At 67.7% G+C, this 26,940-nt stretch carries 14 protein-coding genes; 8 read left to right on the top strand and 6 right to left on the bottom strand.

The genetic code is table 11. The features are described from left to right. Positions 1-53: 53 nt before the first annotated feature. From KKQ75_RS10635 to mltA, 4 genes are all read right to left on the bottom strand, one after another. Positions 54-2,375: an NADP-dependent malic enzyme gene (locus KKQ75_RS10635; protein ID WP_213362132.1), complete on the bottom strand. Its 2,322-nt coding sequence runs from the start codon at positions 2,373-2,375 to the stop codon at positions 54-56. Between the two features lie 251 nt (positions 2,376-2,626). Continuing rightward, positions 2,627-4,108: an amino acid permease gene (locus tag KKQ75_RS10630; RefSeq protein ID WP_213362131.1), complete on the bottom strand. Its 1,482-nt coding sequence runs from the start codon at positions 4,106-4,108 to the stop codon at positions 2,627-2,629. 104 nt (positions 4,109-4,212) lie between these two features. After that, entirely contained in the window at positions 4,213-7,869 is a 3,657-nt protein-coding gene (locus tag KKQ75_RS10625) for an indolepyruvate ferredoxin oxidoreductase family protein (RefSeq protein WP_213362130.1), read from the bottom strand. Between the two features lie 193 nt (positions 7,870-8,062). Continuing rightward, a complete protein-coding gene (gene mltA / locus KKQ75_RS10620) occupies positions 8,063-9,193 on the bottom strand; it encodes a murein transglycosylase A (RefSeq protein ID WP_213362129.1) in 1,131 nt (376 codons plus the stop codon). Positions 9,194-9,338: 145 nt separating this feature from the next. Here mltA and KKQ75_RS10615 point away from each other — a divergent pair, with 145 nt between their 5' ends. Next, positions 9,339-9,533 carry an oxidoreductase-like domain-containing protein gene (locus KKQ75_RS10615; protein ID WP_213362128.1) on the top strand — a complete coding sequence of 65 codons (195 nt, stop codon included), beginning with the start codon at positions 9,339-9,341 and terminating at the stop codon, positions 9,531-9,533. Between the two features lie 57 nt (positions 9,534-9,590). Next, entirely contained in the window at positions 9,591-10,091 is a 501-nt protein-coding gene (locus KKQ75_RS10610; protein ID WP_213362780.1) for a flavodoxin family protein, read from the top strand. 142 nt (positions 10,092-10,233) lie between these two features. Here KKQ75_RS10610 and KKQ75_RS10605 read toward each other — a convergent pair whose 3' ends face one another. Beyond that, positions 10,234-11,076: a ferritin-like domain-containing protein gene (locus tag KKQ75_RS10605; RefSeq protein ID WP_213362127.1), complete on the bottom strand. Its 843-nt coding sequence runs from the start codon at positions 11,074-11,076 to the stop codon at positions 10,234-10,236. Between the two features lie 291 nt (positions 11,077-11,367). Between KKQ75_RS10605 and KKQ75_RS10600 the strand changes: the two genes are divergently transcribed. After that, complete coding sequence (locus KKQ75_RS10600) at positions 11,368-12,807, top strand: FAD-binding oxidoreductase (protein ID WP_213362126.1); 1,440 nt, start codon at positions 11,368-11,370, stop codon at positions 12,805-12,807. Here the strand turns inward: KKQ75_RS10600 and KKQ75_RS10595 are convergent. Then, positions 12,800-17,302, bottom strand: a complete 4,503-nt coding sequence (locus tag KKQ75_RS10595; RefSeq protein ID WP_213362125.1) for a YhdP family protein — start codon at positions 17,300-17,302, stop codon at positions 12,800-12,802. The genes KKQ75_RS10600 and KKQ75_RS10595 overlap by 8 nt on opposite strands. Positions 17,303-17,329: 27 nt before the next feature. Here KKQ75_RS10595 and glnE point away from each other — a divergent pair, with 27 nt between their 5' ends. The 5 genes from glnE to KKQ75_RS10570 all read left to right on the top strand — a co-directional run bounded on the left by glnE (position 17,330) and on the right by KKQ75_RS10570 (position 26,933). After that, positions 17,330-20,191, top strand: coding sequence for a bifunctional [glutamate--ammonia ligase]-adenylyl-L-tyrosine phosphorylase/[glutamate--ammonia-ligase] adenylyltransferase (gene glnE, locus KKQ75_RS10590; protein ID WP_213362124.1), 2,862 nt, complete (start codon positions 17,330-17,332; stop codon positions 20,189-20,191). A 74-nt stretch (positions 20,192-20,265) separates the two neighbouring features. Further along, complete coding sequence (locus KKQ75_RS10585) at positions 20,266-20,979, top strand: CerR family C-terminal domain-containing protein (RefSeq protein ID WP_213362123.1); 714 nt, start codon at positions 20,266-20,268, stop codon at positions 20,977-20,979. Then, on the top strand, positions 20,976-22,493 hold the full coding sequence (locus tag KKQ75_RS10580) for an efflux transporter outer membrane subunit (protein ID WP_213362122.1): 1,518 nt from the start codon (positions 20,976-20,978) through the stop codon (positions 22,491-22,493). Before KKQ75_RS10585 ends, KKQ75_RS10580 begins: the two co-directional genes overlap by 4 nt. Continuing rightward, positions 22,490-23,671, top strand: coding sequence for an efflux RND transporter periplasmic adaptor subunit (locus KKQ75_RS10575; RefSeq protein ID WP_213362121.1), 1,182 nt, complete (start codon positions 22,490-22,492; stop codon positions 23,669-23,671). The genes KKQ75_RS10580 and KKQ75_RS10575 overlap by 4 nt, the downstream gene beginning before the upstream one ends. Before the next feature lie 19 nt (positions 23,672-23,690). After that, the gene (locus KKQ75_RS10570) at positions 23,691-26,933 is read left to right on the top strand and encodes an efflux RND transporter permease subunit (RefSeq protein WP_213362120.1); all 3,243 of its coding nucleotides are present in this window, start codon (positions 23,691-23,693) and stop codon (positions 26,931-26,933) included. Positions 26,934-26,940: the final 7 nt, after the last annotated feature.

The following is a 26,940-nucleotide window of genomic DNA, read 5'->3' as shown; positions in this document are numbered from 1 at the left end:
ACAGCGGACGGGACATCCGCCGTTCGCAGCCAGCATGAACGGCCGGCCGGCGGTCAGCGTCCGGCGTGCACTTCGGAGACCGTCACCGCCGTCATGTTGACGATGCGGCGCACAGTGGCGCTGGCGGTGAGGATGTGCACCGGCTTTCTCGCGCCCAGCAGGATCGGGCCGATGGCGATGCCGCCGCCGGCTGCCGTCTTGAGCAGGTTGTAGGCGATGTTGGCCGCATCCAGGTTGGGCATGACCAGCAGATTGGCCGAGCCGCTCAGGGTGGTGGCGGGCATCAGCTTGCGGCGCATGTCCTCGTCGAGCGCCGCGTCACCGTGCATTTCGCCATCCACCTCGAGCCACGGGGCCGTTTCCTGCAGCAGGGCCAGCACGGCGCGCATCTTCTCGGCGCTGGGCTGGTTGGACGAGCCGAAGCTGGAGTGGCTGAGCAGGGCGGCCTTGGGACGGATGCCGAAGCGCTTCATTTCCTGCGCGGCCATGATGGTGTACTCGGCGATCTGCTCGGCGCTCGGGTCGTAGTTGATGTGGGTATCGACGATGAAGACCTGGCGCTCGGGCAGCAGCAGGGCGTTCATCGCGGCGTAGGTGTGCACGCCTTCGCGGCGGCCGATGACCTGGTCGATGTACTGCAGGTGCATGGCGTTGGTGCCCCAGGTGCCGCAGATCATGCCGTCGGCATGGCCCTTGAGCACCATCATGGCGCTGATCAGCGACAGGCGGCGGCGCATCTCGATCTTGGCGATCGGGATGGTCATGCCCTTGCGTGCGGTCATCTGGTAGTAGCTCTGCCAGAAATCGCGGTAGCGGTGGTCGTTTTCGACGTTGACCACGTCATAATGCTCGCCTTCCTTCAGGCGCAGGCCGAATTTCTCGCAGCGCTGGGCAATGACGGCGGGGCGGCCGACCAGGATGGGGCGGGCCAGCTTTTCGTCCACCACGATCTGCACGGCGCGCAACACGCGCTCTTCCTCGCCCTCGGCGTAGACCACACGCTTTTTCTCGGCGCGGCGGGCGGCGGCGAAGATCGGCTTCATGATGGAGCCGGAGGCGTAGGTGAAGGCCTGCAGCTTCTCGCGGTAGGCGTTCATGTCGGAGATCGGGCGTGCGGCCACGCCGGCTTCCATGGCGGCCGCCGCCACGGCCGGCGCGATCTTGATCATCAGGCGCGGATCGAACGGCTTGGGAATCAGGTATTCGGGGCCGAAGGCCAGTTCATGGCCGACGTAGGCCGCAGCCACCACTTCGCTCTGCTCGGCCTGGGCCAGCTCGGCAATGGCGTGCACCGCCGCGATTTCCATCTCGTCGGTGATGGTGGTGGCGCCGCAGTCGAGCGCGCCGCGGAAGATGTAGGGGAAGCACAGGACGTTGTTGACCTGGTTCGGATAGTCGGTGCGGCCGGTGGCCATCAGGGCGTCGTCGCGCACCTGTTTGACTTCGTCGGGCGTGATTTCGGGCGTGGGGTTGGCCAGCGCGAAGATCAGCGGCTTGTCGGCCATGCGGCGCACCATGTCCTGCTTGAGCACGCCGCCAGCGGACAGGCCGAGGAACACGTCGGCACCGTCGATGATTTCGCCCAGCGTGCGCAGCGGGGTGTCCTGCATGAACTGGGCCTTGTCCTCGTCCATCAGCTCGGTGCGGCCCTTGTAGACCACGCCGGCCAGGTCGGTCACCCAGATGTTGCTGCGGCGCACGCCGAGCTTGACCAGCAGGTTGATGCAGGCCAGCGCGGCGGCACCGGCGCCGGAGGTGACGACCTTCACGTCCTCGATCTTCTTGCCGACCACCTTCAGGCCGTTGAGCAGGGCGGCGCCGACAACGATGGCGGTGCCGTGCTGGTCATCGTGGAACACCGGGATCTTCATGCGCTCGCGCAGCTTGCGCTCGATGTAGAAGCAGTCGGGGGCCTTGATGTCTTCGAGGTTGATGCCGCCGAAGGTGGGTTCCATGGCCGCGATGATCTCGACCAGACGGTCCGGATCCTTTTCGTTGAGTTCGATGTCGAACACGTCGATGCCGGCGAACTTCTTGAACAGCACGCCCTTGCCTTCCATCACCGGCTTGCCGGCCAGCGGGCCGATGTCGCCCAGGCCCAGCACGGCGGTGCCGTTGGTGACCACGCCGACCAGGTTGCCGCGCGCGGTGTAGCGGAACGCGGCTGCGGGGTCTTTCACGATCTCCTCGCAGGGAGCGGCCACGCCGGGGGAGTAGGCCAGCGCCAGATCGTGCTGGTTCACCATCTGCTTGGTGGCCTCGACGCTGATCTTGCCGGGGCGCGGCAGCTCGTGGTAGTCGAGGGCGGCCTGGCGCAGCTCGGGGTGGCGGTTGGTGCTGCTGCTGGGATTGCTGGCGGGAATATCAGTGGGCATGGGTGGCTCCGAAACGACAAAAGGCACGGCACACGGGTGGCGAGCCGGCCGGAAAACGGGGGCTGTTACATGCCGATTGTAGGTGCTGTTTCCTGCCGGTGCGGGGTTCGGGAGAACCCGCGGCGCAGCATGCGCTTTACGATTGTCATGAACGGGGCAAGGACGTAGACGCGGACGTCAACAAGTGCCCCCGAAGCTCAACGCACGGAAAGTTGCCGCCGGCGGAGCGGCGCCGAAGCGCAATGCCTGTTTCAGGCGCGCGGATCGGGGTGCAGATCCATCTCCTGCAGCGTCACCATGCGCGTGCGGTAGCGCAGCTTGTGGTACAGGAAGAAGGCCAGAAACACCGGGATGCCCATGTAGGTGACGGACAGGCGTTGCCAGTTCAGGTCGCCATGCAGCAGCAGCTGCGTGTCCTGCCCGACGATGACCAGCAGGCACATGGCCAGCGCCATCAGCGGGCCGAAGGGGAACCAGCGGGCGCGGTAGCGCAGCGCGTTCACGTCGCGCCCCTGCACCATGTAGGCGCGGCGGAAGCGGTAGTGGCTGATGGCGATGCCGACCCAGGCGATGAAACCGGTGAGACCGGAAGCGGCCAGCACGTAGGCGTAGGCGTTGTCGCTGCCCTGCTGCAGCAGGAACACCAGCAGCACCACCGCGCTGGTGGCCAGCACGGCCGGCAGCGGCACGCCCAGGCGCGAGGCGCGGCCGAAGATGGGCCAGGCCATGCCGCTGCGGCCCATGGCAAACAGCATGCGGGTGGAGGCATACATGCCGGAGTTGCCGGCCGAAAGGATGGAGGTGAGGATCACCGCATTCATCACCGCGGCGGCAAAGGCCAGGCCGGCGCGCTCGAACACCAGCGTGAAGGGCGACTTGGCGATCTCGTTCACGTCGCCACCGAGCAGCTCGGGGCTGGTGTAGGGAATCAGCAGGCCGATCACGGCAATCGCCAGGATGTAGAAGATCAGGATGCGCCAGAACACCTGCTTGATGGCCTGCGGGATGGCTTTTTCCGGTTCTTCCGATTCGCCCGCGGTGACGCCGATCAGCTCGGTGCCCTGGAAGGAGAAGCCGGCGATCAGGAACACGCCCAGCGTGGTGAGGAACTGTCCGCCCAGACCCTGGCCGAGGAAGGGCGCATCGCCCAGCGTGAAGTTGGAAAAGCCCACATAGGCGCCGCCGAGGATGCCGAAGATGGTGAGTACGCCCACGCCCAGAAACACGATCACCGTCACCACCTTGACCAGCGCCATCCAGTACTCGGTTTCGCCATAGACGCGCACCGGCAGCAGGTTGAGCAGCACGATGATGGCCAGGATCAGCCCGCTCCAGGCCCAGGGCGGCATGAAGCGCAGCGGCTCCCAGTAGGAGATGACCAGCGCCGCAATGGTGACGTCGGCCGCGACCGTGATGACCCAGTTGAACCAGTAGTTCCAACCCAGCGCGAAGCCGAGCGATGGGTGCACGAAGCGTGCAGCATAGGTGCTGAAGGAGCCCGTTACCGGCATGTAGGTGGCCAGTTCGCCGAGCGAGGTCATGAAGAAATAGACCATGAAGCCGATGGCGGCGTAGGCGAGCAGGGCGCCGCCGGGACCGGCTTCGTGGATGGCGGAGCCGCTGGCCATGAACAGGCCGGTGCCGATGCAGCCGCCGATGGCGATCATAGAGAGATGGCGCGTCTTGAGCTGGCGATGCATGGCCGCGTCGGCCTGGGTGGTGGCGTGGGTCATGGAAAAACCGCCCGGTGCAGGGTGCACGGGGCGGGCGGGAAAAAGTCCTGATGGGGGTGGATTCTATGCGCTCCCTGCAGAAAACCACAGGGAGGCCGTGGGGTTCAGGCCACGCGCACTGCAGGTGGCGGCACAGCTTCGGCCGGTGCTGGTGCGGGTGCCTCCAGTTGCTCGCGCAGATCCTGCCAGCGCGTGCGCGCCGCCGCCAGGTTGCGTTCCTTCACATGGCCAAAGCCGCGGATGCTGTCGGGCACCTGGGCGATCTGCAGGATCAGCTTGTGCGTATCCGGCGTGAGGCGCTGCAAGGCCTGCTCGATCAGGGCGCGATAGTCCCGGATCAGGGCACGCTCGGTGACGCGCTCGGGATGGCGGCCGAACACGTCGAGCGCACCACCGCGCAGGCCCTTGAATTTGGCCAGGAAGCGGAACAGCTGCATCATGCGCGGACCGTACTCGCGCTTGAGCAGTTCGCCCTTGGCGTTGGTCTTGGCCGAGCTGGGCGGGGCCAGGTGGTAGTGGATGGTGTAGTCGCCTTCGAACATGTCGGCGATCTTCTTCTCGAAATCGCCGTTGCTGAACAGGCGCGCCACCTCGTACTCGTCCTTGTAGGCCATCAGCTTGAACAGGTTGTGCGCCACGGCCAGCGCGATGCTGGTGCGCGGCTTGCCGCTGGGCAGGGCCGGCAGGGCGGCTTCGGCGGCAGCCACGCGGTCGACAAAGTCGCTGTACTCGCGGGCGTAGGCGGCGTTCTGGTAGTCGGTAAGGAACTCCACGCGGCGCTTGACCACGTCGGCCAGGGCCTCCGGCTTGCGGAAGGCGATGACCTGGCTCGGCGCCAGCAGCTTCTGCACGGCAGCATAGTCGTGTGCAGCGCGGCGGCCCCAGAGGAAGGCCTGCTTGTTCTTTTCCACCTGCACGTTGTTCAGCTCCATGGCGCGCAGCAGCGCGGCCTCGGAGAGCGGCACCCAGCCCTTCTGCCAGGCGTAGCCCAGGATCATGGGGTTGACGAACAGGGTGTCGCCCAGCAGTTCGCGTGCCATGGCTTCGGCGTCGAACAGGCCGAGATGTTCGGTGCCGACCACATCGGCCACGGCGCTGGCGCAGGCCTGTGCCGGGTTTTGCCACTGCGTGTTCTTCACAAACGCCGCCGTGGGGCTGGCGCTGCTGTTGAGTGCCACATGGGTGCGGCCCTGGCGCATGCGCGCCGTGGTTTCCTGGTGCGCGGCCACCAGCGGATCGCAGCCGAGGATCAGGTCGGCACCGGCCAGACTGACGCGCGTGGTGCGGATGGCGTCCTGATTGGCACCGATCAGCACATGGCTCCAGGTAGCGCCGCCTTTCTGGGCCAGGCCGGCGGCATCCTGTGTGACGATGCCCTTGCCTTCCAGATGCGCGGCCACGCCGAGCAGCTGGCCGATGGTGATGACGCCGGTGCCGCCGACGCCGGCCACCACCGTGCCCCAGACATCGGCCGGCTGTTCGCCCTGTGCAGCACGCAGCACGGGCAGCACCGGCTCGGGCAGATTGGCAAAGGCCGACAGGTCACGTTCGGGCGCTGCAGCACTGGTGGCCGGCGCCTTGCGCAACTGGCCGCCCTCGACCGTGACAAAGCTCGGGCAGAAGCCCTTCACGCAGGAGTAGTCCTTGTTGCAGGTGCTCTGGTTGATGGTGCGCTTGCGGCCGAATTCGGTTTCCAGCGGCTCCACGCTCAGGCAGTTGCTCTGTACGCCGCAGTCGCCACAGCCTTCGCAAACGGCTTCGTTGATCACCACGCGCTTGGCCGGATCCTCCAGCAGGCCGCGCTTGCGGCGGCGGCGCTTTTCGGTGGCGCAGGTCTGGTCGTAGATCATCACCGTGGTGCCGGGCGTTTCGCGCAGTTCGCGCTGCACTTCGTCCAGATCGTCGCGGTGGTACACGCGCGCGCCGCCGGGCAGGGTCACGCCCTGGTATTTCTCGGGCTGGTCGCTCACGATCACCAGCTTGCTCACGCCTTCGCTGACCACGCTGTTGGCGATCTGCAGCACGGTGTGGCCCTCCGGGCGCTCGCCCACGCGCTGGCCGCCGGTCATGGCGACAGCGTCGTTGTAGAGGATCTTGTAGGTGATGTTGACGCCCGCAGCGATGCTCTGGCGGATCGCCAGCAGGCCGCTGTGGAAGTAGGTGCCGTCCCCCAGGTTGGTGAACAGGTGCTTCTCGTTGGTGAACGGCGCCTGGCCGACCCAGGGCACGCCTTCGCCGCCCATCTGGGTGAAGCCGAAGTGCTCGCGGTCCATCCAGTTGACCATGTAGTGGCAGCCGATGCCGGCCATGCCGCGCGAACCCTCGGGCAGGCGCGTGCTGGTGTTGTGAGGGCAGCCGGAGCAGAACCAGGGTGTGCGGTCGCCGCCTTCGACGTGGATGGTCTTGAGCGCGGCTTCCTGCGCATCCAGAATCGCCAACTGTGCCTGCATGCGCGCCTGCACATCGGCCGGCACGCCCATCTTGATCAGGCGCCCCGCGACGGCACGCGCGATGATGGCCGGGTTCAGGTCGGCCGTGGCGCGCAGCAGGATGTGGTCGGACGGGTTGGGCATGCTCCACTCGCCGCCGCTCATGTCGCCTTCCATCTCGTCGAACTGGCCGAGCACGTTGGGACGCACATCTTCACGCCAGTTGTAGAGCTGCTCCTTGATCTGGTATTCGATCAGCTGGCGCTTTTCTTCCACTACCAGGATCTCGTCCAGCCCGGTGGCAAAGTCACGCGTGATGTGCGCCTCCAGCGGCCACACCACGCCCACCTTGTGCACGCGCACGCCGATGCGGCGGCAGGTGTCCTCGTCCAGCCCCAGATCCTGCAGCGCCTGGCGCAGGTCGTTGTAGGCCTTGCCGCTGGAGATGATGCCCAGGCGGTCGTTCGGCCCTTCGATGACGTTGTGATTCAGCCTGTTGGCGCGGATGTAGGCCAGCGCGGCATACCACTTGGTGTTGAACAGGCGCGCCTCCTGCTCCAGCGGGGGATCGGGCCAGCGAATATGCACGCCGCCGGGCGGCATCTCGAAATCGGGGATCACCACCTTCACGCGCCCGGGGTCGATCTCGACGCTGGCGCTGGATTCGACCACTTCCTGGATCGTCTTCATGCCGGTCCAGACGCCGGCGAAACGGCTCATGGCGAAGGCGTGGATGCCGAGGTCGAGGATTTCCTGCACGCTCGAAGGGAAGAACACCGGAAAGCCGCAGGCCTTGAAGATGTGGTCGCTCTGGTGCGCGGCGGTGCTGCTCTTGCTGATGTGGTCGTCGCCGGCGATGGCGATCACGCCGCCCCAGGGAGTGGTGCCGGCCATGTTGGCGTGCTTGAACACGTCCACGCTGCGGTCCACGCCTGGGCCCTTGCCATACCAGATGCCGAACACGCCGTCGAACTTCTGCTCTTCCTTGGGCGCATAGCCCAGCATCTGCGTGCCCCAGACGGCGGTGGCGCCGAGTTCCTCGTTCACGCCGGGCTGGAACACGATGTCGTGCTTGGCGAGGTGCTTGCTGGCGGCCTGCAGCATCTGGTCATAGCCGCCGAGAGGCGAGCCGCGGTAACCGCTGATGAAGCCGGCCGTGTGCTTGCCGGCGAGCTGGTCGCGCTGCTGCTGCAGCATCGGCAGGCGTACCAGGGCTTGCACGCCACTCATGAAGGCGTGGCCCTTGTCCAGGGCGTATTTGTCGTCGAGGGAAACCATATCAATGGCGTGGCGCAGGCGTGCTGCGGCGCCCGGATCCAGGGGGGCGTTCATATCGCGTTGTCTCCTTGCAGGATGGGCCGGGTAGGCTTTTCCTGTGCGTGTTGTGTCTTTGGATTGCAGGGACGGGCCGCACTTGTGGCGCGGCACGACTCAGCCCGGAGTGTAAGGCTGAAGAAAGATCCCGGACACGGGGAGAAACGCTAAAAACGTGCTGCCGGCAGGGGGATTGCCCCGATCGGTGCGATCAGCGCGGCCACAGCACCCAGAGGTTGAGCGGCTGCTTCATGCGGTGCGCCAGATCGGCGGCTTCCTGGCTCCAGCCGGCGAAATAATCGGCGCGCACGGCGCCGCGGATGGCGGTGCCGGTATCCTGCGCCACCACCATGCGGTTGAGGTTGGCGGCGGGGCCTGTGGTGGAGAGCCACACTGGGGTGCCGTAGGGAATGCTCTCGCGGTCGACCGCAATCGAGCGGCCCGGTGTGAGCGGCACGCCCTGGGCGCCGCGCGGGCCGGCGTTGGTGTCTGCGCTGGAGATGGCTTCCTCGCGGAAGAACACGTAGCGCGGGTTGCTCCACAGCATCTCGTTGACCCGGCCGGGATTCTGCGCCGCCCATTGCCTGATGGCATCCCAGCTGCCGCCACGCCCGCCCTGCGACACCACCCAGGCGGAGGGGCTGCGGAAGGGCTGCTGGTTGGTGCCGGCAAAGGCCAGGCGCACGGCGCGCTCGCTGCCGTCGCGCTCGCGCACCTGCATGCGGCCGGAGCCCTGCACGTGCAGGATCATGGCGTCGACCGGATCGGCCATGTAGACGATCTCGCGACCGCGCAGTTCGGACTGGGCGGCCGGGGCGGTGTCGATCTGCTGACGTGTGAACCAGGGGCTGCGCGGCGCGCCGCTGGCCGGCACGCCATACAGCGGCACGCGGAAGCTGCCATTCGGGCTGCGGCTGGCGCGCATCACCGGTTCGTAGTAGCCGGTGAGCAGGCCGCTGGCGTCACCGCCGTGGCTTTCCACCCGGTAGGGCTGCAGGCGCTGCATCATCCAGGCGCGCTTGTCGGCATCGCTGGCGTTGCTCATGCGGCGCGCATCGTTGCAGACGCGGGCGAACACCGGGCCGGGCTTGGCGCAGCTGCGCATCCAGGCGCTCCAGGCCTCGCCGACCGGATCGCTGGCAAAGCCAGGCACGGTGTTCCATGCCACCGGCACCCAGCGGCTCTTGGCCTGGGTGATGGGCGTGCCGCTGATGCCGGGCGCGGCGGGCGGCTTGGTGGAGCAGCCGGCCATGAACAGGGCGGTGGCGATCCCGGTGGCAGCCAGCAGGCGCAGCGGGAATCGGATGTCGGACAGGCGGGGGAAGATGGCGGTGTTCGGCATGGGCTCTACTGTAGCGAAGCTTGCCTGCTTTTTTGGCAGGGTAGGCCCTTAACAGGATGTAACGCTAATGAAGGCAGAGGCAGAGGCAAGGGTAGTGCAGCAACACCGGCGATGCGGGAATGCCGCTTGTCGGATAATTTCTTCCATGAGCACGACGCTTCCCCACGATGCCGATCCCTTGGATCCCATGCCGCAACCGCCGGTGCAGCCGGATCTGGATGCCTGCTGCGGCAACGGCTGCGATCCCTGCATCTTCGATACCTATGATCTGGAGATGGATGCCTATCGGCAGGCGATGCGCGCATGGAAGGCGCGGCATCCCGAGGCACCTGAAGCCTGATCCACCCGGTTGGCCGGACAGCTGGCACGGATAGGGGGCTTGCGCTATGCTGCCCCCATGGAACCGCGCAAGACCCTGCTGATCGTCTACCACTCTCTCACCAACGGCACGCTCCAGATGGCCGAGGCGGCGCGCGCCGGTGCGCAGGCGGATGGCAGCGTGGAGGTGCGCCTGCTGCACGCCGGTGAGGCCGGGCCGGAAGAGGTGCTGGCGGCCGATGGCTATGTGTTTGCCACCCCCGAAAACCTGGGCGCCATGAGCGGCCTGCTCAAGGACTTTTTCGATCGCAGCTACTACGGCGCACTCGACCGCATCAACGGCCGGCCCTATGCCAGCCTGATCTGCGCCGGCAGCGACGGCCAGAATGCCGCACGCCAGATTGCCCGCATTGCCACCGGCTGGCGGCTGAAGGAAGTGGCCGAGCCGCTGATCGTCTGCACCCAGGCGCAGACGCCGGAGGCGATTCTGGCGCCCAAGACGATTGGCGCAGAGGATCAGGAGCAGTGTCGTGCTCTGGGCGAGGCCATGGCGGGGGGCCTGGCGATGGGAGTCTTCTAGGCGCGCACATGCCGCACGCGCGTAGCAGGCAGGCAATGCATCAACTGCTCGTCCTTGCGCGGCAGGCGCGCCGCTGACCAACTTCACGAGCAATCGAGCGCTTGCCCCGCACGCACCAGCGGCTTGGCGCTGCCCTGCGGTGTTACGCCGACAGCAGCCTGCGCCCCAATTTCTGCAACGGCGGCTGCACCCATTTTTCCACCCGTTTCGGCAGGTCCATGGGCTTGAGCAGCATGCGGATCACCTGCTCGATCGGCAGGCTGCTGCTCACCAGTTGGTAGGTGCGCTGGCTTTGCTGCTCGAAGCTGTCTTCGCGGAACAGCGGCGGGCGGTGCTGCCAGACATGGCGCAGCGCCACGTCCGAATCGCTTTCGCGCATCTCGGCCAGGCGCTTGTAGAGCACGCTGGCGATGCGTGCGCGGCTGAGCTTCTGGCTGGCCTGCAGCTCGCGGAAATACTGGAAGAAGTACTTGTAGTGCTGCACCTCGTCGGTGCGGATGCGGTTGGCCAGGTCGGCCAGCACCGGTTCGGTGGCGAGATTGCGCAGCGTTTCGTAATAGGTGGTGGTGCCGGTCTCGACCACGCAGCGCGCCACCAGTTCCAGCGTGCGGTCTTCCTCCAGTTCCTCGTCGGTGCACAGGGCGCCGTATTCGGTGAAGAAGGCGTCGAAGGCGGTCTGCCAGTCGAATTCGGGCCAGACCGTTTCCACGTAGGTGCGCAGCGCCAGCCCGTGCTGCAGTTCTTCCGGCTCCCAGCGCTGCTGCAGCCATTCGGCCACCTCGGGATAGGCGCTGTAGTGGCGCACCAGGTTGCGCGTGTACATGTCCGAGCCGGTTTCGATGAAGGACGCGCTGGTTACCAGGTAGAACAGGTCGCCATTGTGGCGGATGCGCGGGATGTCGATGCGGCTGAAGTCGATCTCGCTGATGTGCCAGCGCACCGGAGCGGGCGCCGTGCTTGCGGAAGAGGTGGGGGAGGATTGCATGCTGTTGTTCTTTTCGTCAATGGCCGGAGCCGGCCGGCGCGCCCGTCCTTGTGCGGGGCGCCGCTGGTGATTCCCTGTCGCCCATTTTGCCTAAAGGTGGCCTGCTGCAGGGGCAACAGTGGTATGCAAATGTGTCCATGGCGCGCACGCCGGAGGGACGGCGTGCCGAATTCGGGCCGGCCAGGTGCGCGGGGACAACAGAAGCTGTGTGCGGCCGGGACAGGGTGTCTGCCTGCACGGGCAGGCCCGCAATGCCACAATGGGGCTTTTTCCGCCTCACGGAGTTCCCCCATGCCTGCCAGCGCCGAAGCCGCCACCCGGCCCCATGCCCACGATCTGAGTGCCCACCTGCAGCCGCGTCCGCTGCCGGCCGAACTGCTGCAGGCGCTGCAGCAGCGCTTCGGTGCGCAGCTGGCTACCTCGCTGGCGCTGCGCGAACAGCATGGCCGCGACGAATCGGTCTACAACGTGCCGCCGCCCGATGCCGTGGTGTTTGCCGAAGGCAGCGAGGACGTGGCCGATCTGCTGAAGCTGGCCACGCATTACCGCGTGCCGGTAATCCCCTTCGGTGCCGGCTCCTCGCTCGAAGGCCACCTGCTGGCGGTGCAGGGCGGCATCAGCCTGGATCTGAACCGCATGAACCAGATCGTGGCCGTCAATGCCGAAGACCTGACCGTGACCGTGCAGCCCGGCGTGACGCGCAAGCAGCTGAACGAGGCGCTGCGCCACGACGGCCTGTTCTTCCCGATCGACCCGGGCGCCGATGCCAGCATCGGCGGCATGTGCGCCACCCGCGCCAGCGGCACCAACGCCGTGCGTTACGGCACCATGCGCGAGAACGTGCTGGCGCTCGAGGTGGTGACCAGTTCCGGCGAAGTGATCCGCACCGGCACGCGCGCGCGCAAGAGCAGCGCCGGCTACGACCTGACGCGCCTGATGGTGGGCAGCGAGGGCACGCTGGGCGTGATGACCGAGATCACCCTGCGCGTGCATCCGCTGCCCGAGGCAGTGTCGGCCGCCACCTGCATGTTCCCCGGCATTGCCGAGGCGGTGCAGACGGTGATCCAGATCATCCAGCTCGGAGTGCCGATTGCGCGCTGCGAGTTGATCGACGCCAACTCGGTACGCATGGTCAACGCCTACAGCAAGATGGATCTGCCCGAGTCGCCCATGCTGCTGATGGAATTCCACGGCTCGCCCGCCGGCGTGGAGGAACAGGCCGCCACCGTGCAGGAGATTGCCAGCGACAACGGCGGCGCCGATTTTCAGTGGGCGGTAACGCCCGAGGAGCGCACCCGCCTCTGGACGGCGCGCCACAACGCGCTGTTCGCCGCGCTGGCTTCGCGCCCCGGCTGCCGCGCCATCAGCACCGACACCTGCGTGCCGATCAGCCGCCTGGCCGATTGCCTGCTGGTGTCGGCGGAAGAAACTGTGGCTTCGGGCATCCCGTTCTTTCTGGTCGGCCATGTGGGCGACGGCAATTTCCATTTCGGCTATCTGGTCGATCCCGAGGATGCCGACGAGTGCGCCCGCGCCGAGCAGCTCAACCATGCGCTGGTGAGCCGTGCCATTGCCATGGGCGGGACCTGCACCGGCGAGCATGGCATCGGCCTGCACAAGATGGGCTTTCTGCGCGACGAGGCGGGCGAGGGCGCGATTGCCATGATGCGTGCCATCAAGCAGGCGCTTGATCCGCACAACATCCTGAATCCGGGCAAGATTTTCAGTTGACGGGCTCGGCCTCGGGGCGGGTTGCAGGCAGGGTGGCTGCCGCTGGCGCGGGAGGGGTGGGAGCTTCCGGCACGGCCGGCGTGGCGGGTTCTGCGGGGGGCGCCGCTTCAGGCGCATCGGCCGGCAGGTCGCGCACCGGTGCCGTGGGCGGCACGGGGTAGGCGCCGAAGTAGTTGCTGCCCTGGCCGGTCACGGGCCACCAGTCCCACATCAGGCTGCTGCCGGTAACCGGCCACCAGTCCCACAGCGGGTCCACCGGGCGTGGCGTGGAGTGGCTGACCAGGATGCGGCGCGCGGCTTCGCTGGCCGCTTCGCCCTTGAGCGTGTCGACCACCGGCTTGTTCCACGGCCCGCTGATGTGCAGCACCTGCGTCGCGGCCGAATTGATCGATTCGCTCAGCAGCAGCTGTGCAAAATAGGTGCCCAGGCCGATGGCCGGATTCACCGCCGCAGCAATCAGCGCCGCGCCGCCCAGGTCGATCTTGGGCTGCACCAGCACGTCGAGGTTCAGCGTCTGTTCCAGCAGCGAGACTTGGCCGTTGACCTTCACATCGGCCATGGTGGTGCCGATGACTTCGGTATCGTCCGTCGTCACGATACCGTTGTTGATACGCAGCATGCCGCCGACACGGTCGAAGGCAAAGCCCCGGCCGGGGTTGGCGCCCAGCTTGGACAGCGCCTGCAGGCTGAACAGGCTGATCAGCCGTGCCGCGCCCGGGTCGACCTTGGTGACACGGCCGTTGCGCACGTCCATGCGCACGGTGCCGTCCAGCGTGGCCATGTCGATCGAGATGGGCGAGCCGCGCCAGCGGATGGTGCCGGCCAGCACGCCCGCGCCGCCGGCCACCAGATCCTTCGCGCCGAAATGGTCGAGCATGTTGCCGAGATTGGTGGTCTCCAGCCGCACGTTCAGGGCCACGAAGCGGCGCGCCGGGGTGCCGTCGGGCAGGCGGGCGTTGCGCGGCTGGCCCCAGACGCCGCTGCCATGCAGCACGCTGTCGGGCACGGTGGCGGTGAGCTGGTGGATGCGCCAGCCGGTGCTGGCGTCTTCCGGTTCATCCACCAGCGGGGCATCGGCCACCATGGGAGTGGCGGAGTTGCTGGCCAGCAGCACCAGCTTGTCGAGCTTGTAGCCCAGCACGTCGACGTTGGTGGCCTCGATGTCCAGCGCCGGCAGGCGTTCCGGATCCTCGGTCTTGCGCACGATTTCCTTCACGTCTTCCACCTGGGCCGGCTCGATGATCAGGCGCGCCAGCCGCGCCTTGACGCTGCCCATGTTGTTGCCGCGTGGCTGCAGGTATTCGATATAGCCGTTGATCTGGCGCGAATCGAGCGTGAAGCGCCAGAGGCGGCCCTCGCGCGAGCCACCGATCACCAGGTTTTCCAGTTTGCGGTCGGCAATCTTGAGCGAGGTGGTCTGGATGGCGAGCACGCTGGGCAGGTAGCTCAGGTCGTCGCCGCTGCCGCTGTCCTGGCGGCTGCCGGCCAGCGCAGGCGCGGCGGAGATGCGCTGCAGCACCTGCTGCCAGGCGTCCACGTCCACCGCATCCAGCAGCACCAGCGCGTGCACGTCGCTCTCGGGCAGGGGTGGCAGGTTCTCGTGCGCGCGCTCGCCGATGGCGATACTGCCGCGCAGCACGCGCGGCTCCTTGCCGCGCACGTCGCGCACATAGTGCACCGACACCTGCTGGCCGGCGCGCACCAGCAGCCGGTCTTCGGCCGGCATCAGCTTGCCGTTGCGGTCGGTGTAGTTGCTGACCACCGTGTTTTCGATGTGCAGCGGCAGGCTGCCGGCTGCCGGCTTGGACAGCGGCGCCGGCAGGTTCAGCGCCATGCCGTTCAGGTCGGTGTCGATGGTGAGTTCGGGCGCGCCGCGGTCGAACTGCAGCCTGGCCTTGTAACTGCTGCGCCCCTGCATATAGCCGGCCAGCGGCGCCACGAAGCTGACCATGCGCTCCTGGCGCAGGCCCTCGGCGCTGAAGTCGCCCTCGGCGTTGAACACGATCTGGCGCTTTTCGCCCGGGCGCGTGGCGGATTTCAGGCCGCCGGCCAGCGTGGCGCTGCCGCCCAGCATGTGCGTGCGCACCTGGCGCAGCTCGAAGCCCTTTTCGGTGAAGGCGACCGCGCCGGTGCTGCCCGCCAGCAGCGGGGTTTCGGGCGTGATGCGCAGGTCATTGCTTTTGAGCACCACCTGGCCTTCCACCTTGGCGTTGTCCATGTGGTTGATGGGCAGGCCCAGCGCAATGGTCAGGTCGGTATTGCCGGTGGCCGTGGCCTTTTCCAGCGCGTGGTTGGCGATGACGGTAAGCGGCGAGGTGTTGGCCAGATGCAGTGCCTGCGAGAGCGGACCGGAGGCGCGTGCGGCCACGCCCACGGTCAGGTCGTGCGCCAGATCGGGCACGGTGGCGGCCAGCTCGTGCACCACCAGATCCGGCGCAGTGCTGAAGCGTGCCTTGGCATCGACGATCTCCAGCCGGTTGTGGTCGATGATGAGCTTGCCATTCAGATGCGTGAGCGCCGGCCAGGGCAGATCGCCCGGCTTTTGCAGCTTCGGCGGCAGGAACTGGTAATTGGCGTTGACCAGCGGCACCTCGAAGCGGAACACGCTGGGCACCGGCTTGCCGTCCTTGTCGCGCTTGTTGGGAATATGGTCGAGATCACCCTTGATGGTGACCTTCGCATTGCGGATGTCGCCGTCACGCACGGCCAGCTGCACATACTCGCGCGCCATCTTGCCCAGCGACAGCGGCAGGTAGCGGTGGACGCGCTCGGCGCGGGCGCTTTCCATGGTGGCGCTCAGATCGAGCAAGCCGGGAAAACGGTTGGCGGCCGGCTCGTCGCCCACCAGTTCGCGCGTGCGCCACTCTGCCTTGAGCGAGCCTTTGGCATCGGCATTGGCAAAGCGCACCTCCGGCAGCGTGGCCTTGATGGCGTCGCCGTCGATCTCCCACAGCACCTTGGCATCGAAGCGGTCGAACGGCACGCGTGGCTCCTCGAACACGCCGGGCAGCACCACATTGCCCTTGCGCATGGCGATGTCCATGCGGCCGCCGCGCTCGGTCAGGTCGAAATCCACCGCGGCGCCTTCGACGCCCGGCGTGCCAGGCTCGAAGCGGTCCTTCTTGCGGTTGAAAGGTCCCTGGCGCGAGAGCCAGCCGATCTGTCTGGCCGAGCCCTTGGCGCTGTAGGCCGACGGCTGGTTGATGTTGCCTTTCCAGGTGAGGGTGATGTCGTCCAGATGGCCGCCGGGCTGGTAGGTTTCCAGCGCTTCCAGCATGGCCTCGCCCAGCGGCAGGCTACCCGCGAGTTCGAAGATGATGCCGAGATCCCAGTTGTCGCCCTGCACCAGGCCGCTGCTGTCGGGGCGCTGGGTACCGTTCTTCATTTCCACCCGCACGTTGCCGCCGGACCACTGGCGGTTGCTGAGCGTGGTGAAGACCAGTTCCTGCGTGTTGAAGGTATAGGTGGAATTGGCCGGGGCACCCGATGGATTCTTTTCTTCGGACGGCTTCTCGTCCGAGGCAAACTGCACGCTGAACATGCTGCGGATGTTCTTGAGTGCCAGCGGCGGCAGGCCCTGGCCCAGCGTCATGTCCACCTCGTCGAGCTGGGCGTCGACGGTGGCGGTGCTGCTGCGCATTTCCTTGAAGTCGGCCCACACGCGCATGCGGCCGTGGCCCTTGCGCAGATCCACGTTGTGGCCGATCTCCATGTAGCGGCGCAGCTGCGACACGTCCAGCTCGGGCATGTCGGCATAAGCCACGCCATTCCAGTTGCGCCACAGTGTGCGGTCGCCGAACAGCGGGTGCGACCAGTCGCTGATGAACAGGATGGGCTGGCCCCAGCCCTGCGGCGGCGTGGCGCTGATCTGCAGCGAATGCGAGGTGCCGGCGTTGGTCAGGCTGGCCTCCACCTTCGAGAGCAGCAGCGGGGGCTGCTGGCGCTGGTCGTCGGTCCAGCGGATGCTGCCGTTGTGAATGGCCAGCTCGGGCTGGGACAGCAGCCAGTTCAGCGCCGGGCCGGAATCGCCGCCCTTGCCCTGTGCCAGTCGCACGCCGGCCACGTCTACCGTGCCGTCGGGGTTGCGGCGCGCCTCCAGTTCGGGCGTGAACACCTGCAGCCGCTCGAAGCCCGAGCGCAGCAGCGCAGCCTGCAGCGAGACCACCGCCTGCACGCTCTGCACGCGCAGGCCATGGCGGCCGTTGCCGTCCTCGACCGTGAGCTGCTCCATGGCGATGGTGGGCTCCCAGCCCTGCTGCAGCACCACGATGCGGCCGATGCGCACCGGCTTGCCGAGCGCCTGGCTGGCGGCTTGTTCGATGCGCGGGCGGAAACTGTCGATGTGCGGCAGAATGGCATATTGCAGCACCACTGCAAGCAGGCCGAACAGCCCCAGCAGCAAGGCCGCCGTCAGCCACAGCCAGCGCAAGGCGCGCCGGAGCCAGGTCAGCCGGCGGCGCTTGGGAGGACTGGGGGGCGAGGCGACTTCCTGCATGGGCTCCGCAACGAGAAAAAAACGGGCATGAACAACCAGAGCAATCCCCTGCACACGCCGCACAGCACATTATCACCGGCACCGGCAGGCAGTCCAGACGTGGTGCACCCTGTTACCGCCAGCCGTGCGCTGCATTCACGCTTCATCCAGCGCCTGCACCGCCGCTACGGGAAGGAGCTGCCGCTGCTCGCTCCCGGCCTGCCGGACCGCGACGGTATGCGCGCCTGCTACCGGACCCTGCGCGAACGCGGGCTGGACGTGGGCGGCGCCCTGCGCATGCTGCGCCAGCTGGTCATGGAGCGCCTGGCCGTGCTCGACTGCGACGCCGGCGCCCCCATGCCCGACATTGCCCTGAGCGTGACCTGGCTGGCCGAAATCGCGCTGGACATCGCCTGCATGGAAGCCTTCGAGCAGCTCGATGCCCGCTTCGGCGCCCCGCTCAAGCCGGACGGCAGCCGCTGCAAGCTGTGGATCATGGGCATGGGCAAGCTGGGCGCGCGCGAGCTCAACGTCTCCAGCGACATCGACCTGATCTACATCTACGAGTGCGATGGCGAAACCGGTGGCCGCCCCGGGCCCGATGGCCGGCCCAGCGGCGCCGGCCGCACCAGCTTCCAGGAATATTTCACGCGCGCGGTCAAGATCATCTACGCGCTGGTGGGCGAGACCACCGAGCACGGCTTCGTGTTCCGCGTCGATCTGGCGCTGCGCCCCAATGGCAATTCGGGCCCCACCGTGTCCTCGCTCGATGCGCTGGAAGAGTACCTGATGGTGCAGGGCCGCGAATGGGAGCGCTTTGCCTGGATGAAAAGCCGCTGCGTGGCGCCGCGTGCCAGCATCGAGGACGGCGCCGGCCAGGCGCTGCGCAACGTGGTGCTGCCCTTCGTGTTCCGCCGCTATCTCGACTACAACGTGTTCGAATCGCTGCGTGTGCTGCACCGCCAGATCCGCGACCATGCGGCCAAGCGCAGCGCCGGACGGCCCGAGCGCGCCAATGACGTGAAACTCTCGCGCGGCGGCATCCGCGAGATCGAATTCACCGTGCAGCTGCTGCAGGTGGTGCGCGGCGGCCAGTTTCCCGAGCTGCGCACGCGCCCCACGCTGGAGGCGCTGGAACGGGTGAGCCACGCCGGGCTGATGACGCCCGAAATCGCCGCCGAACTGGCCGAAGCCTACATCTTCCTGCGCCGCGTCGAGCACCGCATCCAGTATCTGGACGACCAGCAGACGCACCTGCTGCCCACCAACGAGGACGATCTGGAATGGATTGCCCACACCATGGGCTATGAGAGTGCCTGCCCCTTCCTGCAGGAGCTGATGCGCCACCGCGAACTGGTGGCGCGCGAGTTCGACGCGCTGCTGGGCGGCGACAGCGGCGAATGCAAAACCTGCCAGAAGAACGGCAGCGACATCGCCCGCTCGGCCGATGACATCGGCGAGCTGACCGCGCTGCTGGCCGCCACGCCGGTGCTGGCGCAACGCGTGGAGCAATGGCGCGAGCACACCCGCGTGCAGGCGCTGCGGCTGGAGGCCCGTGCGCGCCTGATGCGCCTGATGCAGCGCACCGTGCAGTGGCTGCACGAGGATGGCCCGCAGCAGGGCGTGACCACCGAGGGCGTGCTGCGCTTCATCGACTGGATCGAGACGCTGTTGCGGCGCGAGAGCTATCTGGCCATGCTGCTGGAGCGCCCGGCCGTGCACGAACGCCTGCTGCGCCTGCTCGGCGTGGCCAAGTGGCCGGCGCGCTACCTGATCCAGCATCCGGCGGTGATCGACGAGCTGACCAGCAATGCCATGCTGGAAGAGCGCTTCAGCGCCGCCGATTTCCAGGATGACCTGCGCCGCCGCATCGAATCGCTGCAGTCCACCGGCGAAGACGACGAGGAATCGCTGCTCAACCTGTTGCGCCGCGCCATGCACGCCGAAACCTTCCGCACGCTGGCGCGCGACCTGGACGGCCGCCTCACGGTGGAGCAGGTGGCCGACGACCTGAGCGCGCTGGCCGATGCCGTGCTCGCCATCGCCACGCGCTGGTGCTGGCAGCGCTACCTGCCGCGCGCCCGCAAGCTGGGCTGGAGCGGCCCGGACGATGCCGACATTGCCGACCGCTTCGCCATCATCGCCTATGGCAAGCTGGGCGGGCTGGAACTGGGCTACGGCAGCGATCTGGACCTGGTGTTCGTCTACGAAGACGACTGCGAACGCGCCGGCGAGGTCTATGCCGGCCTGGTGCGCAAGCTGATCTCCTGGCTGACCGTCAAGACCGGCGAGGGCGACCTGTACGAAATCGACACCGAATTGCGGCCCAATGGCAACTCGGGCCTGCTCAGCATCACGCTGGATGCCTTCGAGGCCTACCAGCTGCAGCGTGGCAGCAACACCGCCTGGGTGTGGGAGCATCAGGCCATGACGCGGGCGCGTTGCTGTTTTGGCAGCGCCCGCCTGCGCGCGCACTTCGAGCGCATCCGCAGCGCCGTGCTCACGGCCGAACGCGATCCGGCGGCACTGGCCGACGAGATCATCGCCATGCGCCGCCGCATGGGCCAGGCGCACCCGGCACAGCCCGGCGTGTTCGAGCTCAAGCACAGCCATGGCGGCATGATCGACGTGGAATTCGTCACCCAGTACCTGGTGCTGCTGCACAGCCGCGAGCACCCGGCCATGATCGAGAACCGTGGCAATATCGCGCTGCTGGAGCGGGCCGACGACTTGGACATTCTCCCCGGGCAGGTGGGGCATGCGGCGGCCACCGCCTATCGAGAACTGCGCCGCATGCAGCACCGCGCGCGGCTGGACGAAGAATCCACCGTGTTCCCCGAAGACATGCTGCAATCCCAGGCCGACGCCGGCCGCGCGCTGTGGCGGGAGGTGTTTGGCGCACCCTGGTGACGTCTGCATGACGTTTCCGACTGGATTGCAGGGATTTCAATCAAACGATTGATTTTGTGCTGTAATCCGGCCCTATGGTCACCTCAACGCCCATCCTGCCCCCCGACGAGCCCGCGCGCCCGGCGCGCAGCGATGGCCAACTGGCCCGCGAGCGCCTGCTGGCCGAGGCGCTGCGCCTGTTTTCCGAGCAGGGCTTTGCCCGTACCTCCACCCGCGCCATTGCCCAGGCCGCTGGCGCCAACATCTCTGCCATCAGCTACTACTTCGGCGACAAGCAGGGTCTGTACCGCTGCGCCTTTCTCGAGCCCATGTCGGGCCACAATGTGCAGGCGCAGATCGATGACTGGAACCACCCCGGCCTGAGTCTGGAGCAGGCGCTGCACCGCTTCTATAGTGGCCTGCTGGCGCCGCTGGAGCAGGGCGAGGCGATGCGCCACTGCCTGCGCCTGCATATGCGCGAAATGCTGGACCCGACCGGCCTGTGGCAGCACGAAATCGAGCACAGCCTGCGCCCCATCTACCACGCCTTGTGGGATCTGGTGGGCCGCCACCTGGGGCTGGCGCAGGTGGATGAAGACCTGCAGCGCCTGACGCTTGCCATGTGCGGCATGCCGATCCACCTGCTGGCAGTGCAGGACATGGTGCAGACCATCTGCCCCGCGCTGCAGCAAGGGCCCAGCCCGGTGGCACGCGCAGTGGACAAGCTGGTGCGCTACGCGCTGGCCCTGATCGACAGCGAGGCCCGAGCGCGCGGCCTGCCTTCTCCCGTTTCCGGAGCAATTTCATGAGATCCCTGCAACTCCGAACCCTGGCCGCGCTGACCGTGGCCGCCGTGCTGGCGGGCTGCGCCAGCGCGCCGCCGGAACAGGCCGAGGCTACTGCGCCCGCGCAATGGCGCGCGCCGCAAGTGGCCGGCGTGGCCGTGCTGCCGCATGGCGGCAATGTGCAGCAACTGCTGGGCTGGTGGCAGCGCTGGAACGATCCGCTGCTGGTGGATCTGATCGATGCCGCGCAGCAGGCCAGTCCGACGCTGGCCGGCGCTGCGGCGAAGATAGCCCAGGCCCGGGCCGGCGCTGTTGGCGCGCAGGCGGCCATGCTGCCGAATCTGGATGCGCAGGCAGGGGTGCAGCGTGGCACTTCCACGCAACCCGGCCTGGAGGGCACGGTGGTCAACACCGGCCAGGCCGGATTGCAGGCACAGTGGGAACTGGACCTGTTCGGCGGCCTGCGCCACGGCAACCGTGCGGCGCAGGCGCGGCTGCAGGGCGCGCAGGCGCAATGGCACGAGGCGCGCGTTTCGCTCGCGGCCGATGTGGCCAACCAGTATTTCGGGCTGCGCAGCTGCCGCAGCTCGCTCGACATTGCCGGGGCGGACGCCATCTCGCGTACGGAAACGGCGCGCCTGACCGGCCAGATGAGCAAGGCCGGCTTCACCGCGCCCGCCACCCACGCGCTGGCACAGGCTGGCGCGGCGCAGTCGCAGGCACAGCGCACCCAGATCGAGGCCCAGTGCACGGCCGCCGTGAAGGCGCTGGTGGCGCTCACGGCACTGGATGAGGACACGCTGCGCCGTCGCCTGGCAGCGGGCAGCCCGGGCAAGGCGCCCGGCCTGTCGCTGGACAGCGTGCCCGCCGCCATGCTGGCGCAGCGCCCCGATGTCTATGCCGCCGCCATGGCCGTGGCGGCGGCCAGCGGCGATGTCGGCCAGGCCGATGCCCAGCTCTACCCCCGCCTGGGTCTGAGCGGCAATATCTTCCGCACCCGGCTCGATGCGCCGCAGTTCGACCTGAGTGCCACCACCTGGAGCATCGGCCCGCTCTCGCTCACCATCCCGCTGTTCGACGGAGGGCGCCGCCGCGCCAATGTGGAGGCGGCCAAGGCCCAGTACGAAGCCGCTGCCAGCCAGTACCGCGCCACGGTGCGCAATGCCGTGCGCGAAGTGGAAACCGCGCTGTCCGACCTGCATGCCGCGCAGCAGCGCAGCAGCCAGACGGCCGCCGCCGTGGCCGGCTTCAACAAGGCATTTGTCGCCGCCAATGCCAAGTACAAGGCCGGCATGGGCAGCATGCTCGAACTGGAAGATGCCCGTCGCAGCCTGCTGGCGGCGCGCATGAGCCAGGCTACGCTGCAGCGCGAGACGCAGGCAGCCTGGGTGGCGCTCTACCGTGCACTGGGAGGCGGCTGGGAACCGGCAGCCAACCCGACCGATGCCGACAAGACCCTGGTGCGCAGTGGCGAGGCGGCGCGTGCCGCCCGCACGGATGCGTCCACTTCTCAATCCGAAACCGCAGTCCAGCCATGAAACGCAATACCCTGATCGGCCTCGCCGCCGCTGCCGCCCTGGTGCTGGGCGGAGGCTACTGGATGCTGCAGCGCAGCTCGGTACCGGCCAGCGCACCTGCTGCCAGCGCGGTGGGGGGCTCAGCCCCGGCCGGCAAGCCGGCGCTGACGGTGGAAGTCGTGCATGCCACGCGCGGCAGCGTGCCGCTCACGCTGGGTGCGAGCGGCAACATCACCGCTTGGCAGGAGGCGATTGTCGGCTCGCAGAGCAATGGCCTGCGCCTGGCCGAACTGCGCGCCAACGTGGGTGACTGGGTGAAGAAGGGGCAGGTGCTGGCCGTCTTCGCTGCCGATACCGTCAATGCCGACGTGCTGCAGGCGCGCGCCGCCCTGCTCGAGGCCGAGGCGCAGGCAGCCGATGCGCGCTCCAATGCCGAACGCGCCCGTAGCATCGCCGGCACCGGCGCCCTCAGCACGCAGCAGATCAACCAGTTCCGCACCGCAGAAAAGGCCACCGCGGCCCGCGTGCAGGCCGCCCGCGCCGCGCTCTCCTCGCAGCAGTTGCGCCAGGGTTTCACGCGCGTGCTGGCACCGGACAGCGGCGTGATCTCCTCGCGCAGCGCCACCGTGGGCGCCGTGGTGCCGGCGGGCACCGAATTGTTCCGCCTGGTGCGCCAAGGGCGGCTGGAGTGGCGGGCCGAGGTGGTCGGCCAGGATCTGGCCCGCATCCGCAGCGGCCAGCGCGCACTGGTCACCAGCAACGCCGGCACTTCGGTGGAAGGCACTGTACGCAGCATCGCACCCACGCTGGATCCGGCCAAGCGCGTGGCGCTGGTGTATGTAGACCTGCCCGGTGGCACCGACAACGGCGGCCTGAAGGCAGGCATGTATGCCAGCGGCCAGTTCATCCTTGGCGAGGCGGATGGCTGGCTGGTGCCGCAGACCGCCGTGGTCTCGCGCGACGGCTTCAACTACGTGTTTGCCGTCTCGCCCCAGGGCAGGGTGCTGCAGCGCAAGGTGAGTCTGGGCGCGCGCCAGGGCGAACTGGTGCAGGTGCTCGAAGGCGTGGACGGCGAAATGCCGCTGGTGCGCGCCGGGGCCGGCTTCCTCAACGATGGCGACATCGTGCGCGTGACCCGCGCGCCGGCGGTGGCCGCATCGGCCGCCTCGGCGCCTGCATCCGCTGCCAGCCAGCCCTGACCCGCAAGGCAGACCCATCGTGAACGTCTCCGCCTATTCCATCCGCAACCCGATTCCGGCCATCCTGCTGTTTGCGCTGCTGACCCTGGCGGGCCTGCTGGCGTTCAAGAACACCATCGTGCAGGATTTTCCGGACATCCAGCTGCCCATCGTCACCGTCACGGTGGCGCAGCCCGGCACCGCGCCGGCCCAGCTCGAGACCGAAGTCGCGCGCAAGGTCGAGAACTCGGTCGCCACGGTGTCGGGTATCAAGAACATGTACACCACGGTGCTCGATGGCGTGGCCACCACCACGGTGGAATTCCAGCTCGAGAAGAACATCACCGATGCCGTGACCGAGGTGCGTGATGCCGTCTCGCAGATCCGCTCCGACTTGCCGGCCGATGTGCGCGAGCCCATCATCGCCAAGCTGCCCACGGCTGGTCGCGTGGTGGAAGTGCATGCGGTGCAGCTCAAGCCCGGCACCGGCTGGGATGCGCAGCAGCTGAGCTGGTATGTGGACAACACGCTCAACAAGCGCCTGCTCAACATCAAGGGCGTGGGCGCGGTCAAGCGCGTGGGCGGCGTCACGCGCGAGGTGCAGGTGATGCTGCAGCCCGAGCGCATGCAGGCGCTGGGCGTGACGGCGGCTGACGTGTCGCGCCAGATTGGCCTGGTGCAGCAGGATGCGCCCAGCGGACGCGCCGAAGTGGGCGAGGGCGAGCAGAGCGTGCGCACCGTGGCCTCGGCACGCAGCGCCGAAGAGCTGGCCCAGCTGCAGATTCCGCTTGCCAGCGGTGGCACGGCGCGTCTGGGCGATGTGGCCGAGGTGCGCGATACCGTGGCCGAGCCGCGCGCCGAGGCGCTGGTCAACGGCAAGCCGGTGGTGGCGGTCGAGATTTTCCGCTCCAAGGGTGCGAGCGAGGTGGACGTGTCGCGCGACATCGGCAAGGCCATGCAGGAGCTGCAGCAGCAGAACCCCGATGTGCTCATCACGCGCGTGATCGACAACGCCACCCCGGTCGAAGAGAACTTCGATGGCAGCATGCATCTGCTGTACGAGGGCGCCATCCTGGCGGTGCTGGTGGTGTGGCTGTTTCTGCGCGACTGGCGTGCCACCATCGTGGCGGCCACGGCGCTGCCGCTGTCCATCATCCCCACTTATCTGGGGCTGGCCTATTTCGGCTATACGCTCAACGGCGTGACGCTGCTGGCGCTGGCGCTGGTGGTCGGCGTGCTGGTGGATGACGCCATCGTCGAGATCGAGAACATCTCGCGCCACCTGGCCATGGGCAAGACGCCGTTCCAGGCGGCGCTGGAGGCGGCCGACGAGATCGGCATGGCGGTGATCGCCACCACCTTCGCGCTGGTGTCGGTGTTCCTGCCCACTGCCTTCATGAGCGGCATTTCGGGCATGTTCTTCAAACAGTTCGGCTGGACGGCGGTGCTGGCGATTCTGGCCTCCCTCGCGGTGGCGCGCCTGCTCACGCCGATGATGGCGGCCTACCTGCTCAAGCCGCACAAGGGTGCGCGCGTGGTGGAGGAGCACGGCGACGTGCCGCCCGACCAGTCGCACGACGGCCCGGTGATGCGCTTCTACATGCGGCTGATGCAGTGGTGCCTGCGCCATCGGCTGGTCACCATCCTGGCGGCCATCGGCTTCTTTGTGGGTTCGCTGATGCTGGTGCCGCTGCTGCCCACCGGCTTCGTGCCGCCGGCCGACCGCGGCCAGACGCAGATCACCATCGAGCTGCCGCCGGGCAGCACGCTGGCGCAGACGCGCAGCGTGGCAGAGACGGCGCGTGTGCAGCTGGCGCGCAACCCGAACGTGGTGAGCGTGTACTCCTCCGTGGGCGGTGGCTCCAGCGGCGACGGCTTCAAGCCCGGTGCGGCGGCCGAGGTGCACCGTGCGGTGCTCACGCTCAACCTGGTGCACCGCGACGCGCGCAGCGCCAGCCTGGCCGACATCGACGGCCAGATCCGCGACGTGCTCGACAGAATTCCCGGCGCACGCTTCCAGGTGGGCAGCGGCGACATGGGCAGCAAGATGGAACTGGTGTTGCTGGGCGATGATCCGGTGGTGCTGACGCAGGCCGCGCGCGAGGCCGAGCGCCAGCTGCGCACGCTGGAAGGCGTGGGCGGGGTCAGTTCCAGCGCCGCGCTGGTGCAGCCCGAGCTCATCATCCGGCCCGACTTTGCCCGTGCGGCGGATCTGGGCGTGTCCACCGCCGCCATTGCTCAGACTGTGCGCGTGGCCACGGCTGGCGACTACGATCAGCAATTGCCCAAGATGAATCTGGCCGACCGCCAGGTGCCGATCCGCGTCAAGCTGCCGGATGAAGCACGCACCAGCGTGGCCGACATCGAGCAGCTGCTGGTGCCCAGCCGCGCCGGCATGATCCCGCTGGTGAACGTGGCCAGCGTCAGCCTGGAAAGCGGGCCTTCCGTCATCAACCGCATCAACCGCAGCCGCAGCGTGCGGCTGGAAGTGGAGCTGGGCAGCCGCACCTTGGGCGAGGTGAACGAGGAGGCGCGCGCCCTGCCCGCCTTCCGCCAGCTGCCGCCCGGCGTGCGCATTGCCGAACTCGGCGACGCACAGGAAATGCAGGACCTGTTCAACAGCTTCGGCATCGCCATGATGATCGGCGTGCTGTGCATCTACGGCGTGCTGGTGCTTCTGTTCCACGACTTCATGCAGCCGGGCACCATCCTGGGGGCATTGCCCATGGCCATCGGCGGGGCCTTCGTCGCGCTGCTGATCACCGGCAAGGCCCTGTCCATGCCCAGCATGATCGGCCTGATCATGCTGATGGGCATCGTCACCAAGAACTCCATCCTGCTGGTGGACTATGCCATTTTGGCGCGCGAGGCGGGCAAGAACCGCACCAACGCCCTGATCGACGCCTGCCACAAGCGCAGCCGCCCGATCGTGATGACCACCATCGCCATGGGCGCCGGCATGATGCCGCTGGCCATGGGGCTGAGCAAGGGCGACCCGAGCTTCAACTCGCCCATGGCGATTACCGTGATCGGCGGCCTGCTTACCTCCACGCTGCTGAGCCTGCTGGTGGTGCCGGCGCTGTTCACCTATGTGGACGACCTCAAGCTGTGGCTGATGCGGCGCCTGGGGCTGCGCGAAGCGGTCCGCAAGCAGGCCACGCCGCAGGAGGCGACTGCGGCCGGGGACTGGAGCGGGGCTACACGCGCTCCCATTGCGGCCACTGCTGCTCCTGCTTCGGCGAGTGATCCTCCCGGAGACAGTGGCAAGCCGCCTGTCCGGTGAGCCCGCC

It is taken from the genome of Brachymonas denitrificans, assembly GCF_907163135.1.
Lineage (GTDB): Bacteria > Pseudomonadota > Gammaproteobacteria > Burkholderiales > Burkholderiaceae_C > Brachymonas > Brachymonas denitrificans_A.
Note: the sequence above shows the minus strand (reverse complement) of the source record. Positions and strands in the feature narration are given on the sequence as shown.